General features: G+C 50.4%; 10 protein-coding genes. All 10 read right to left on the reverse strand.

Translation table 11 applies throughout. The features are described from left to right. Positions 1 to 7: 7 nt before the first annotated feature. On the reverse strand, positions 8 to 2,707 hold the full coding sequence (gene xdh / locus ACGTIC_RS00835) for a selenium-dependent xanthine dehydrogenase (RefSeq protein WP_059076428.1): 2,700 nt from the start codon (positions 2,705 to 2,707) through the stop codon (positions 8 to 10). A 127-nt stretch (positions 2,708 to 2,834) separates the two neighbouring features. Beyond that, a complete protein-coding gene (locus ACGTIC_RS00840; RefSeq protein WP_170087070.1) occupies positions 2,835 to 3,008 on the reverse strand; it encodes a hypothetical protein in 174 nt (57 codons plus the stop codon). A 1-nt stretch (position 3,009) separates the two neighbouring features. Next, positions 3,010 to 4,323, reverse strand: a complete 1,314-nt coding sequence (locus ACGTIC_RS00845; RefSeq protein ID WP_113856456.1) for a cytosine permease — start codon at positions 4,321 to 4,323, stop codon at positions 3,010 to 3,012. Positions 4,324 to 4,352: 29 nt separating this feature from the next. Beyond that, positions 4,353 to 4,829, reverse strand: coding sequence for a nucleoside deaminase (locus tag ACGTIC_RS00850; RefSeq protein ID WP_113856457.1), 477 nt, complete (start codon positions 4,827 to 4,829; stop codon positions 4,353 to 4,355). A 12-nt stretch (positions 4,830 to 4,841) separates the two neighbouring features. Next, the gene (hydA, locus tag ACGTIC_RS00855; protein WP_113856458.1) at positions 4,842 to 6,242 is read right to left on the reverse strand and encodes a dihydropyrimidinase; all 1,401 of its coding nucleotides are present in this window, start codon (positions 6,240 to 6,242) and stop codon (positions 4,842 to 4,844) included. After that, positions 6,215 to 7,699 carry an NCS1 family nucleobase:cation symporter-1 gene (locus ACGTIC_RS00860; RefSeq protein WP_113856459.1) on the reverse strand — a complete coding sequence of 495 codons (1,485 nt, stop codon included), beginning with the start codon at positions 7,697 to 7,699 and terminating at the stop codon, positions 6,215 to 6,217. The genes hydA and ACGTIC_RS00860 overlap by 28 nt, the downstream gene beginning before the upstream one ends. Before the next feature lie 85 nt (positions 7,700 to 7,784). Next, positions 7,785 to 10,295 carry a putative selenate reductase subunit YgfK gene (gene ygfK / locus ACGTIC_RS00865; protein WP_113856460.1) on the reverse strand — a complete coding sequence of 837 codons (2,511 nt, stop codon included), beginning with the start codon at positions 10,293 to 10,295 and terminating at the stop codon, positions 7,785 to 7,787. A gap of 19 nt (positions 10,296 to 10,314) precedes the next feature. Next, a complete protein-coding gene (ssnA, locus tag ACGTIC_RS00870) occupies positions 10,315 to 11,646 on the reverse strand; it encodes a putative aminohydrolase SsnA (RefSeq protein ID WP_113856461.1) in 1,332 nt (443 codons plus the stop codon). 261 nt (positions 11,647 to 11,907) lie between these two features. Then, positions 11,908 to 12,678, reverse strand: a complete 771-nt coding sequence (locus ACGTIC_RS00875; RefSeq protein ID WP_113856462.1) for a formate/nitrite transporter family protein — start codon at positions 12,676 to 12,678, stop codon at positions 11,908 to 11,910. A 114-nt stretch (positions 12,679 to 12,792) separates the two neighbouring features. Beyond that, on the reverse strand, positions 12,793 to 14,124 hold the full coding sequence (locus ACGTIC_RS00880) for a uracil-xanthine permease family protein (protein ID WP_113856463.1): 1,332 nt from the start codon (positions 14,122 to 14,124) through the stop codon (positions 12,793 to 12,795). Between the last annotated feature and the right edge of the window lie 11 nt (positions 14,125 to 14,135).

Below are 14,135 nucleotides of genomic sequence, written 5' to 3' on the forward strand. Positions count from 1 at the left end.
GGCCGGTTTATTTTTTTGCCTGTTTTCTGGCATAGGGCGTGCCTTTCAGGGGAAGTTCCGTCTGAAACTCACCATTCCAGCGGTAGTACGCCCCTGCTACAGCTGGTGCCGTCGGGATAGATGTGATTTCACCGACGCCGATAGCACCGTACGATACGTCTACCCCTTTCTTTTCCAGGGGAATCGCTTCTACGACAGGTGCCTTGTCGGCACGGAATAATCCCAGTGTCCCGTACTTAGCCGTCGGCCTGCCGTGATCAAGAGGATACTGCTCTGTCAGGGCATAGCCACAGCCCATGACGGTACCGCCTTCAATCTGCCCTTCCAGACTCCGGGGATTGACTACTTTTCCTACGTCATGACAGGCTACCATCTTTTTAATCGTGCCATCTTCATTGAGGATACATACGTGAGTCGCATAACCGTAGGCGACGTGGGATACGGGATGTTCCTTGCCGGACGTCCCCATGGCGTCGGTTTTACCATAGTATTCGCCATAGTATTCCGTCCCGTCCAATAATGCCAGGTCTTCTGCCGTAAAGCGTACAGCTGCTGTTTCCGGCGATTCTTCTTCGACCATGACATCTTCCAGATAGGCACTGGGCGTACGGCTTGCTGCATAGGTCAGCCCTTTTCGGGCAAACAAAGCCCGGCGCAAGGCCTTGGCAGCCCGGCGGCCCGCTTCTCCCGTGAGAGTCGTCTGCCGCGATCCGGAAGTCGTTCCCGCATCAGGTGCCGTTGCCGTGCTGGGATTATGCCAGCAAATGTGGCTGACCGGAGCGCCGGCCGCCTGGGACACGATCTGTGTCAGGACCGTACCGACACCCTGTCCAATACAGGAAGCACCGGCATGTATATGGATCTTACCACCTTCCACGACGAGACGGCAGCGGCCATAATCGGGCAATCCTACGCCGACGCCGGCGTTTTTGAGGGCACAGGCTATGCCCACATAGGGACCGCTGTGATAATACGTGTCCTTTACGGCTTCCAGTGTCTCTGCCAGTCCCGTCGCCGGATCGGCAATCTGCCCGTTCGGCAGCACCTGGCCGGGACGGATGGCATTGCGGTAGCGGATTTCCCAGGGATCAATTCCTACCATTTCCGCCAAAAGGTCGAGATTACGTTCCGTTGCAAAAATCGTCTGGGTCACACCAAAACCGCGGAACGCTCCTGCCGGCGGGTTATTGGTATATACGGCGGTCCCGTCGATATCGATAATCTGGTAGTTATACGGGCCGGCCGCATGGGTGCAGGCCCGCTGCAATACCGGACCACCCAGAGAAGCATAGGCACCATTGTCGGTCACGGCTACCAGTTTCATGGCCGTCAGTCTGCCCTGTTCATCACAGGCTGTTGTCAGGTCCATGCTGAATTGATGGCGTTTGGGATGGATGAGGATGCTTTCCTGCCGGGTCAGTTTGCATTTGACAATCCGCTTCGTCTTGTAGGCAATGAGCGCTGCCAGATGCTGGACCGTCACATCTTCCTTCCCGCCGAAGCCACCGCCGACGAGCTTGTTCTCAACGATGACTTTTTCCTGGGGAAGTCCCAGGAGGAGCGCCGTTTCCCGCCGCGTGTCATAGGGGCTCTGATCGGTCGAATAGATATAGACGCCATCGTCAAAGGGCATGGCTACGGCACATTCCGGTTCCAGGAAAGCATGTTCCGTCCAGGGCGTTTCATAATGGCGGGTCACTTTATACTTAGAGGCCGCAATGACCGCGTCGGCATCGCCGCGCACCAGATGTTCGTGGACGAGGATATTGGACCCGTGGGACGGATGGACCAGCGGAGCTCCCTCTGCCAGTGCTTCAGCTGCCGATGTAACGGGCTGTAACTCTTCATATTCTACCTCTACGAGCTTTTTGGCTTCAGCCAGGATATCCGGTGTTTCCGCCGCCACCAGGGCAATGGCATCACCGAGGAAATGGGTCGTCTTTCCGACGCCGATAAGAGTATCCCAGTCGGTCTTCAGGTGTCCGACTTTGACAGAACCGGGAATATCATCGGCCGTCAGGACACAGATGACACCGGGCAGGGCCTTTGCCTTTTCCGTATGGATGGCTTTGACGACGGCCCGGGGATACTGGCTGCGTACGGCACTGCCATAACACATGCCCGGCAGATCGACTTCGTCTATATCGTCTACATACTGTCCCGTTCCTAGTACTTTTCCCTTGACATCGATGCGGTGGCAGGCTGAACCGACTTGGGGATATTCGTCTTCTGCCGGTACGGGAGTTCCCTTATCCAGCATATCCGCAGCCAGAGCGATGGCGTCGATGATTTTTTTATAACCCGTGCAGCGGCAGATATTATTGCGGATAGCCGCGGCTATCTCTATCCTGTTCGGCCGGGGATTGGCATCGATGAGCGCTTTGCCGCACATGACCATGCCCGGGATACAGAAGCCGCACTGCACGGCGCCAGCTTCTCCAAAGGCATAGACGAATACATCTTTTTCCCGCTGTGACAGTCCTTCCACCGTCAGGATACGTTTGCCGGCCATCCGGCCTGCTTTCTGTACGCAGGTTTTCGTCGCTTTCCCGTCGATGACGACGGTACACGTGCCGCAGGCACCTTCACTGCAGCCATCTTTTACCGATTTCAGCCGCAAATCATTGCGCAGAATATCCATCAGCTTCCGTTCCGGATCAACCTCAATTTCTCTGTTGTTAATCCACAATTTACATGTCCTATCCATAACAGTCCTCTTTCCGCCCCTTCAGACTTTCAGTGATATGTCTGTCATGGCTGCCATTTCGCCCAAAAGCGGGAAAGCTCCAGGCGGGGGAAAATACCAGACAGGAACATACGAATTCATATAAAATTTATGGTTGCCATTTAGAATAACCATATCCCATAAACAAAATACCTAGTACAAGAAACAAATCTCCCATTAAAATTACGGTGTGATCCAGGGACAAACAAGTCATAAAAGAACCAATCCCTAAAACAATAGTACCCGTCACAGAAGCTATTTTATATCGTAATAAAGAGCCCATTTTAATTACCTCCTGTGCCATTTTCCATTATGTTTGTTTCATTTTCCGCTATAGTAACACGTTTATGGCTAAGTAACATTCCCGATGCATAAATACAAGCACCTAATATAAGGCCATTTAAAGAAAGAAGGCCTACCGGAAAAACATATAAAATTACCAGAGTAACCAACCATGACAACCAGGGAATACAATTCCAATCCTGAAAAGAAGCTGCATGGAATGGGATGTATTTACCTTTATGCACAATATAGTAATCTGCTAAAATAATCCCACATAAAGGTGGTACAATAACTCCTAATACATTAAGGAATGTAAAAAGCATGGATATTTTATATGGCTGCGTCAATGTGGCTGCTGCAGAAATAATAATAAGCCCTGCCAGCATTTTATTACGATCCATATTAAAAGCATTGGCTAAATTTAAAGATGTAGAATAAAGATTTGCTGCATTAGTTGTAAAAATATTTGTTGTTAGGAGCAAAATACTGGGAAATACCAGCCCAAAGCCCAACAAAATGACAACCAAATCACTATCGTTCATAGCAATAGATGATGCTGCTCCACAAATAATCATTAATGTATTACCGCCTAAAAGTCCAATTATACTGGCAATAATGACATCTTTTGCACTTTTCCCATATCTCATAATATCGGCAATACACGTTGCTGTGGAAAGAATCCACGTTCCAATAACAATAGTAATGCCCGATAATAATTCAATAGCTACTTCAGGTTCATACATCCATAATGCCTGCAAACCTCCAATAGAATAGATGGAACGGATGGCTGTGCCCAAAGACAAGAATACAATGGACGGGATGGCAATGTATCCAAAAATAGTTATGGCCTTAATACCCAGGACTGCAAAGATACCCATTACAATAGCACTGGACATCATTGCAATTCCTTCGCCTATTGTTCCTAAATCAAACACCTGGGCAATAAAGTGTCCGTATAAAGAAGCCTGTATAGTGTACCATCCTAAGTTTACGACGGGGACAAAAAGAGAAGCAAGTTTGGATCCTTTATTCCCAAAACTATATCGGGTTAATAAAGCAAAAGTAAGGCCTGTTCTATAAGCAATAACGCTGACAAGGGCGGCAATAACACACAAAAACAAATTTCCTAATACCATTGCAATAATTAGTTCTGTAAAATTGAGTCCCGATGCCAGCCCTCCACCGGCCATCATACTTGTAACCAAAAAGACAAAACCAGTCCAAACAATCGTTAAACTGAAACAAGATTTACGTGCGGAGCATGGCACTGCACAACGGGAATATTCAGAATCTGCTTGAATCCTCTTTTTATCCATTGGTTCTTCCTCCTTAATAAAAATTTATATTACCAATATCCATTGTGAACTTCTGCAATTTTTTTCGCCAGTGAAGGAAATGGCCCTATGACTGTAATATCTTTCTGCCCGGCTGCAAAGATTTTTCGACATGGTAAATTAAATGTGGGATTTTGCTCATTGGAACCGGTCATAGCCAACAGCTCTTTTTCTTCTAATCCATATACCACAGTCCCTATATTAGCCCAATACATCGCCCCTGCACACATACTGCAGGGTTCTACCGTAGTATACAATGTACAGTTCCATAAGAAAGCTTTGTCATATTTCATGGATGCTTTTTCTACCAATTGTGTTTCTGCATGACCCGTACATTTATGTTGTGTAATTTCCACATTAATCTGTTTTAACAGAATCTCACCATCTGGTCCTACCAGCAGTGCTCCAAAAGGAGTATTGCCGGCAGCACGGGATTCTTTAGAAATTTCTATCGCTTTTTCCAAATAATATTCATGAGAATGTTTCATAACTATCTCCTTTTATTCTCTTACAATGTCTTCATAGGCAATGGTGCGTTTGCGGTGCAGCAGGGTTCCATAGCCTTTCTGGCCTGTAAACGTATTGTCCCTGGCTATGATCTGACCGCGGAGCATGACAAGATCGATGGCACAATCGGTGGTCATGCCGTCATACGGAGAATAGCCGCAGGTTGTATGCAGCGTATCCCTGCCAAAGGTGTGTGTTTTCGCCGGATTGATGAGGATGACGTCGGCATCACTGCCCGGCATGAGAGTCCCTTTCTTCGGGTAGAGTCCGAATATTTTTGCCGCATTAGTGCTGGTAGCCTGTACGAATCGTTCCAGTGAAATCCGTCCTTTCAGGACGCCTTCGCTGAACAGGAGCGGCATCCGTTCTTCCACGCCGGAAACGCCACCGGGACAATTCCGGAAATCAGCAACATTTTCCAGTTTTTCCTTTTCCGTAAAGGGGCAGTGATCGGTGGCGATGACCTGTACCGATCCGTCGCGCAGTCCCTGCCAGATGGCTTCATTATCTTCTTTCTTGCGCAGTGGTGGCGCCATCATGTATTTGATGCCTTCTTCGGGACCGCCATCGCAGAATTTATCTTCTGTCAGGAGCAGGTACTGGGGGCACGTTTCAACATAAATATTCTTCTGCCCTTCCCTGCGGGCCAGCCGTACCTGATCCAGGCTTTCATGAGCCGAGAGATGGACTACGTATACCGGTGCATCTCCGTCGGCACGGGCGACGGAAAGGAGCATATTGACACTTTCCGCTTCGGCAATGTTGGGACGCGTCAGGGCCTGCCCGATGGGCAGCAATTCATCAGGCTTTAGTTCCTTGCGCAGCGTATTGGTAATGGTGTCATTTTCTGCATGAACCGTGAGCAGACCGTGGTGCTCTTTCATGACCCGCAGGATAGGCATGAGCTGGGGTTCTGTAATGGGAAATCCGTATGTCGTATAGGCTTTGAAGCTGGGGAAGCCTTCATCGATGATATCTCCCAGTTCCTTGAGTATATCGGCATCGACATGCTGGAATACGCCATGGAAACTGTAATCTACCGGGCAGTCTGCCGCCAGTTTCCGGTAGACGTCGAACTGATGATGAAGCGAACATCCTACAGGGCCAAAGGCCATATGGTCGATAATCGTCGTCGTCCCTCCGCAGGCAGCGGCGATACCGCCTGTATAGAAGGTATCGCAGGCCCGGTATTTGGGAGACTGCTGCAAATCCATGTGGGTATGAGGGTCGATGCCGCCCGGGCAGACGTACATACCATCGGCATCGATGACTTCTTCTGAACCGTGATAGATTCCCTTTCCCAGTTCTTCTATGATACCGTCGTTAATTTTCAAATCGGTCCTGACGTGCTGTCCTTCGAGACAAACTATTCCGTTTTTGATGACGTATTGCATGATGAATTACCTCCCAACTTGCAAACCAGGGCGTAGGTAATACAAGCGCCGAGTGTACCAAATACATAGGCATTATTAAAGAGCGGGCTCAGGGCCGGTACCCATTTGCCGGCAAATATGATAGCCGTAAAGATGAGCATGATGACGATAGCCCGGATGTTCCATCCATTAGAATAGAAATATTTGCCCGGTCCTTCAATATAAGCATCGACAATGCTCAGGTCTGTGTGATATTCAAAGAGATAGGCGGCAATGTAAATGCCCGAAATCGGTCCAATCAGTGCGCCCAGGAGCTGGGTGACATCAAAAATCAGATGATAGGCACTGGAAAGAGAATTCCACGGCTGGGCAAACAGGGACAGGAAGGCGACGAAGATAGCCACTTTCCGGTAGCTGAACCGGCCTTTGACATAGGAAGCGACGATGTTGACCGGTGGAATCAGGTTGCCGGCAACGTTGGTCGTCAGGATGGCCATGATAATGAACAGGGAGAAGATAAGCCGGATAATCGGGCTGGGGAAGCAGCCGACGAGGACGGCCGGTTCCCAGATTTCTTTACCGAAGGCCAGCCAGGCACCAGCTGTACCGCAGATGCCGACAAAGGCAATATATCCGGTCATGACTGGGGCGCTGATGATCTGGCCGACAATCTGGGCTCTCTGATTGACGCAGCTTCTCGTAAAGTCCGGCATGGACAGGGCAATACCGCCATCGAAGGCGATCATAGCGGAAAGGGCCGGCCAGAACAGCGTCCAAAAATCCGTATCGCCGCGGGCCTGCACGACCTGGGCACTGAGCAGCGTATCGAGGCTCCATCCGGCCGTCGATAACCCCCAGACGATGACGATCAGGCTCATGGCAATGAGGGCCGGGGCTGAAATACCTTCCAGGATTTTGACGGCTTTATTGCCGGACGCGGCAATGTAGACGTTGAGTGCCCAGAAGATGAGGAAGGAAATAAAGAGTCCCGGAAATCCCAAATCACCCCAGGCAGGAAAAACAGTAGAAATAATAATACTCGTCGCCTGGCCGCCAATCCATGCCTGGACGCCGAACCAGAAAATGCCGAGGATGCCACGGATGATAGCCGGCACGCATAATCCATTCTGACCAAAAATCGCCTTGCCCAGCATGGCATAGTTCATACCGTATTTGACGCCGTAGTGGCCGATGATCATGGCGACGGCCATGACCAGCGTATGACCCAGGACGATGGTAAGCAGTGCTTCATACCAGGTCATGCCGGCCACGAGGAGGCCGCTGGCTACCTGATAAACGGCAACGGATACGATAATGCCGATCCAGAGATTGGCCATATCCTTCATATGCCAGTCCCGCTTTTCCCGGGGAATCGGTTTCGTCGCATCACTGTAAAAATTTTTGTGAGCCTGAATTTCCTTCACTCCGGCATCGGTCAGGCTGACAATGCCATCGTTTTCTTCCTGATAGAGATTCATAAAAAATCACCTCCGAAAACATATACACTTTTTTGCGCATATAATATATCGCAATTAGAAAAGGATAAACGAGATATCACCGCGCTTACCATAACACATAGGAATAATCACGGAATAATGTATCAATCAATTTCCGTACGGGCTCTTCCAATACAGATGTACCCGATTCACCAACGGTGTACTCTGTTTTCATACCGTCCAGGCGGACGAGGAAACGGCCCGTCTCAGGCTGAATCAGGAGGATGCCCGGATTGGTGCTGTCATCCATATCGGCCTGCGTCCGGAATATCGTCAGTTTATCTTTATACGGAGCCCCCTGCCAGGGACAGAACGACCGGCAATTCCCGCACTCATTACAGAGAGCATCAAGATGAACGATCTGATGGTGCATGAGTCCCGGCATCTGTACGGCCATATTAGCCCGGTTGGGACATACTTCGGTGCAGACTTCACAGACAGCATCACACTGCAAGCAGCGTCGGTCACACCCTGCTTCAGGAGCCATGATGAGCTGACCCCGCTGGGAATAGACGGCTTCTTCATCCGCTGCCAGTTCCGTATCGACACTGACCGGCATGTTCAGGATGGCTTCAGCTGCCCGTTTTCCATCGGCAATACATTCTACGACAGACGTCGTCTTTCCATAGTGACCGTCCCCGATGACAATCAGTCCCGGAATATCTGCCGGTCTGGCAGCGCCCACAAGTCCCCTGACGCCACAGGCCGCCAGCGCATAATCGAAACCAGCCAGTTCATCGGCCCGACTGATATCACGGCCCGTTTCGATATGGACACCCATTTTTTCAATCAGGGAAATATCCTTACCGATGGCATCGGCTGTAATCTGCCCTTTTTTGTCGCACAGGAAGGTGCGGACCATGCCGCCGGCCGCATCATTTTTTTCAAAAACCGTGACATCGACACCACCACGGGCCAGGAAATACGCGGCTGACAGCCCTGCCGGGCCTGCACCGATAACAGCCGCCTTTTTGCCGTTTCCTGCTGGCGGCACGAGTTCTGCCATGACGGCGTCGTATCCGTTTTCTACCGCTATGAGCTTATTACGCCGTATTTCCACCGGACTTTCATAGAAATTGCGGGTACAGCTGTTCATGCATGTATGATAACAAATCGTGCCGGTGATAAAAGGCAGGGGATTCTTTTCCAGGATGACTTCCAACGCTTCCTTGTATTTACCTTCCCTGACGAGAGTCATATAAGCCGGGATGTCCTGATGGATGGGACAGGTATCGCTGCAGGGAGCCATAAAGCAGTCCATGACCGGCAGAGGCTGGTCATTCTTGCGTTCCTGGCGCACCCGGGGCATCGGTCTGTAATACGCATCTTTCCGGGCGCGGTCCAGAATATTTCGGATCTTTTCTCCATCGACACCGCAGAAAGAAGGTGCATCGTCTCTGTGGAACCCGCCCGCTATCTGGGACAGTCGTTCATAGCCGCCAGGTTTTAACAGGGTAGTTGCCACCGTAACCGGCCAGATACCGGTGTCTACAATATTCTTTATATTGAAGGCATCGGCACCGCCGCTGTAGGAAATACGCAGGCTGCCAGAAAAATCATCTGTCAGCTTTTTCGCTACATTCATGGAAAGGAAGAACAGAGGCTTGCCGGACATGTACATTTCTTCGCCCGGTAATTCTCCCCCTTTGATGTCCACGGGAAACGTATTAGTCAGTTTAACACCGAACAGGAGTCCTTTATCTTTTCCCAGTTTCTGCAGGCGCTGCAGCATCGGTACGGCATCGCTATAAGCCAGGTCATCCTGGAAATGACGGTCCGTAAAGGCCATGTGGGTATATCCCAGTTCATCCATCGTTTTACGGACGAACTCATATCCCAGAAGTGTCGGGTTGCATTTGACGAACGTATTGAGATGTTTTTCCGTCAGGAGATAGGTCGCAATCCGTTCGATTTCTTCCGGCGGACAGCCATGCATGGTGGAAACGGTCACGGAATTGCAGATAGTTCCGGGAATCGCCTGTACGTCTTCGGCCGTCAGATTCTGGAACAAATGGATATGACCCAGGAGCCAGTCCCGGCATTCCTGAAAGATTGCCGTCTGGGATGCCTCTTTTAATCCTTCAATGAACGCATCAATCTTAGGGCTGCTGATTCCTTCCAGATTATATCCGACAGACATATTGAACTGGAACCCATCCACAGATCCCAGGCCGTATTCTTTGGCCAGGACATGGAGGAGGAACCAGGCTTTGACATATTCTTCAAAGGCCTTGGGCACTGTCAGTTCGGTAGACCATTCAACATTGTAGCATTCATCGTCGGCGTGGATACACGGTTTAGCCACAGGCAGGTCTTCCCCGTCGAGAGTCTGTACCGTTTTGAGTTCGAAGAAACGGGCACCTGCCGCATAGGCCGCGGCTATATTCTGGGCCAACTGTGTATGGGGGCCGGCCGCCGGACCGAACGGTGTTTCCAGTTTGCGGTCAAATATCGTATAGGTACGGGACGGATCAGCCTTATATAAATGATGTACGCCGTACACAGTTTTAACATGACGCTCTCCCAAGAGCCATTTCATAAGATGTTCAAAAGGCAGTGAATACATTCTGTCGCTCATCGTCTTTCTCCTTTCGTTGTCATCCATTGATCCGCCGGGCAAGTTCAGCTGCCCCCGTGCGGATTTTATCCATCATTTCCTGTTCATCACAAACGAGTAACTCTCTGTCCTTCATGAGGACTCTGCCACTAGCTATGGTCGTCACGACATGGCGGCCGTTCATCCCAAAGAGGATGTGACTGTTGACATTGTCTGCCGTAAGCGGTGTCGGCGGTATGTAATCGACGACAATGGCATCGGCCGCCGCGCCTTCTTGTAAGACGCCAAGAGGCCGTTTAAAATACCGGGATGCGATTTTCGGATTGTTTTCAAACAACATCTGTGGCACTTCTGTCCAGGCTGCATTGGCATCACAAAGATGATGTTTGTGCAGTACATTAGCCACTTTGTACGATTCAATCATATCGTGAGTGTACCCATCCGTACCCAGACCGGTCAGGACGCCGCGATGTACCAGTTCCATCGTCGGCGGGCATCCGCAGGCATTTCCCATGTTAGATTCGGGATTGTGCACCACCATCGTATCCGTATATTTCAGAAGGTCCATTTCATGAGGATTGATATAAATGCAATGCCCCAGCAGGCTGTGCGGTCCCAGGACATCCCAGTCATAGAGCCGGTCCACAATGCGTTTGCCATATTTTTTCAGGCAGTCCTGCAAATCTTCAATACCTTCTGCCACGTGGATATGGTATCCTGCCCCGGATGGTTTATGATTTGCTGCCAGTTCCATCGTCTCGTCACTGATGGTGAACTGGGCATGCATTCCCATCATGCCGGCGAGCATGTCTGTCGTATCTTTCTGGGCATACCGGATCCAGGCTTCATTTTCCAGCACCGCTTCTTTTGCCTTGTCCCTGCCGTCCCGGTCGGAAATTTCATAGCACAGGCAGGAGCGGACGCCCATCTTCCGTGCTGCATCGCCAATCGTAAACAGACTGTCCTTGATTTCACCATAACTGGCGTGGTGGTCAAAAATCGTCGTCACGCCGTTTTTGATGCATTCCATATACGTTTCTACGGCACTCAGCCAGGTCAGGTCATTGGTCAGATGCCGGTCGATATTCCACCAGAGACCATCGAGAATGTCGAGGAATCCCCTGGGCGCATATCCATTGATAGCCAGGCCGCGGGCCATGGCACTGTAAATGTGCTCATGGGCATTGATAAAAGCCGGCATGATCAGTCCGCCATGGGCATCTATATAGTCAGCCTGTTCATACTTCTGCCGCATCGCCGGCAGCGGTCCGATATCACAGATGATACCGCCGTCCATAACTACGGCTCCATCATGAATCAGTCCACGTTCTTTCGTACGCGTCACAACCGTACCATTTCCAAGAAGTAACATATCGTATCCTCCATTCCGGCTGCCCGGCATCCCTTTATCCGGACAGCTCTTGTATTCTATATGCATTTTTATAATAGTACATTTGCCGTTCCCGTATCTAAAAACATATTAGCATTTTATTTGTATGTGTGTCAAATATTTTTTAGATTATCTAACATTTATTTAGTAATCTGTATAATTCACACGAAATCATGCATTTAGGGCATAAAAAAGCACGGCCTGGACGGAGCGATAGTCCGGCGCCAGTGCCGTGCAATGATATTATTGATATTTTCTGCCATAGGCGGCCCATCCGTAGGGAATAGACAAAAAGAAAACCGCCCCGGCTATATTTCCCAGTGTCACCCAGAATAGATTATACCCGTATCCGGCCAGGGTAATATCCGGCGCAGCCGGCAGCAGCATCGCCAGCGTCATGACAGTCATGTTGGCAATACAGTGTTCAAACCCCAGTGTATAAAATACGTACAGGCACCAAAACGTCATAATCAATTTACCTGCATCGGAATGACAGCGGAAACTGCTCCAGATGGCCAGGCAGACGAGGATATTGCAGAGGATGCCCCGGAAAAAAAGCTCCAGCGGCGGCAGGCTCATTTTCATGACTGCTGCTTCGGTAATCGCCTCCGCCGTCGTGCCCGTATCATAACCGGCACCATAAAACAGCAGGGATAATATAACCGCTCCCAGCCAGTTCCCGCCGTAACAGACCGCCCAGAGGCAAAGGACATCTTTAATAGAAATCAATTTACGCCTCAGGCCATTGTACAGGACAAAGGCATTTCCCGTAAACATTTCTGCTCCGCAAATGATGACCAGGCTCAGGGCAACGCCAAAAGATGCTCCCATAATGATATGCCGTGCCGGACAGTCTCCCAAAAAACCGCTGATCGTATAGGTCAGCAATATACCAAATCCCAAATAGGCTCCGCCCAGAAGGGAAGCCATCACGTATCCTATAGGATTGTCTTTTAAAAACCGTACCTTGGCTGCCGCACTTTTTGCTGAGGCATCATACGTTTCCTGAAACACCGTATCACCTTCACACCATCAAGATAGTTTTATTATACCACAACCGCATCAGTTTACACGGTCAAAAAGTGCCCCTTTGCGGCCGGAACCATAACGGGACACCTTTGTCTTTTCTTATTTGATTTCTTTAGGTATGAGGAGATTGAGCGTAATAGCTATAAGGGATGCCGCTACGACAGGAGCCTTGCCAAAAATCGTCGTCACCCAGGCCGGGAACAGCGCTAATGTGGCCGGCGCTGCCGAAAGGCCCATTCCCATAGCCACGGCTAGTCCGATAATAGCCGTATTGCGCGGACTGGTCCCTTCTGAAAGGGCCAGTTTGATACCGGTCATGGCAATAGAGGCAAATACAGATACGGTCGCCCCGCCGAGGACTGCATAGGGAATCGTCGTCAGGAGCGCAGAAAATTTCGGGAAAAGGCCGGCAATGAGAATAATGAAGGCTGCCATGCCCAGGACGTGACGATTGATGACCCGCGTCGTCGTAACGATGCCGACATTCTGTCCATAGGTAGACGTAGGCAGGAACCCAAAGAAGGCCCCCAGGATGTTCGTCGCGCCCAGCCCCAGCAATGCGCCGTGCAGTTCCTGCGTTTCTGGCAGGCGGTTCATGGCCCCCGATGTAGTTGCCGAAAAGTCACCGATAGCCTGGATAGAATTGATGACGAACAGGATGGCGATAGCGACGATGGCTGACACATCAAATTCGATGCCGAAGTGCATGATCCGCGGCACCTCAAAATAACCGGCGTTGGCTACGTTGGTAAAATCTACCATGCCCAGTACGAGAGAAAGGATGTACCCGGATCCCATACCGACGAGAATGGATGCCAGCTTCAGGCTTCCTTTGCCGAAATGGGTGAAAAAGGTGACGACGCCCAGCGTAAACAAGGCCACGACCCAGTTCTGCCATTGGCCATAGGTCGGTTGTCCGATTCCGCCGGCCATATAATTAATAGCGATAGGATATAATGAGAGTCCGACTGTAAAAACGACCGTTCCGGCTACGAGAGGAGGAAAGAAATGGCGGATCCGGCGGATGCAAAGCCCCACCAGAATTGCGACCAAGCCACCGACGACCTGTGCACCGAAGATAGCAGCAATACCAAATTCTTCTGTAATAGCCTGCATACTCGGTACGTAGGCGAAACTGACGCCAAAGATGACAGGCAGTCCCGCTCCCAGATGAATCCCGCTGCGCGGTCCGATGGGAAATAACTGCAATGCTGTGCCAATAGCTGCCGCAATAAGGGACGCCTGAATCAGAATGACACTGTCTGCCGGCGACAAATGAGCGACACCGGCAATGATAATGGCCGGCGTGACACAACCGACAATCATGGCAATGACATGCTGCAGGGCAATAGGCAGAGCAACGCGGAAAGGCGGCCTGCCGTTGAGTTCGAATAAGGCGAGTGCACGCTTTTTAGAGTCCGGTTCTGGCATGATAGTCCGCC

Origin of the sequence: Megasphaera hexanoica, assembly GCF_043520715.1 — a bacterium.
Taxonomy (GTDB): Bacteria; Bacillota; Negativicutes; order Veillonellales; family Megasphaeraceae; genus Megasphaera; species Megasphaera hexanoica.

Bases quoted from the DNA above. Each gene is read 5' to 3' on its own strand.
- ssnA (WP_113856461.1), bottom strand. From the start codon at position 11,646: ATGTTACTTCTTGGAAATGGTACGGTTGTGACGCGTACGAAAGAACGT.
- ACGTIC_RS00840 (WP_170087070.1), bottom strand. From the start codon at position 3,008: ATGGGCTCTTTATTACGATATAAAATAGCTTCTGTGACGGGTACTATT.
- hydA (WP_113856458.1), bottom strand. From the start codon at position 6,242: ATGCAATACGTCATCAAAAACGGAATAGTTTGTCTCGAAGGACAGCAC.
- ygfK (WP_113856460.1), bottom strand. From the start codon at position 10,295: ATGAGCGACAGAATGTATTCACTGCCTTTTGAACATCTTATGAAATGG.
- ACGTIC_RS00850 (WP_113856457.1), bottom strand. From the start codon at position 4,829: ATGAAACATTCTCATGAATATTATTTGGAAAAAGCGATAGAAATTTCT.
- ACGTIC_RS00860 (WP_113856459.1), bottom strand. From the start codon at position 7,699: ATGAATCTCTATCAGGAAGAAAACGATGGCATTGTCAGCCTGACCGAT.
- xdh (WP_059076428.1), bottom strand. From the start codon at position 2,707: ATGGATAGGACATGTAAATTGTGGATTAACAACAGAGAAATTGAGGTT.
- ACGTIC_RS00880 (WP_113856463.1), bottom strand. From the start codon at position 14,124: ATGCCAGAACCGGACTCTAAAAAGCGTGCACTCGCCTTATTCGAACTC.
- ACGTIC_RS00845 (WP_113856456.1), bottom strand. From the start codon at position 4,323: ATGGATAAAAAGAGGATTCAAGCAGATTCTGAATATTCCCGTTGTGCA.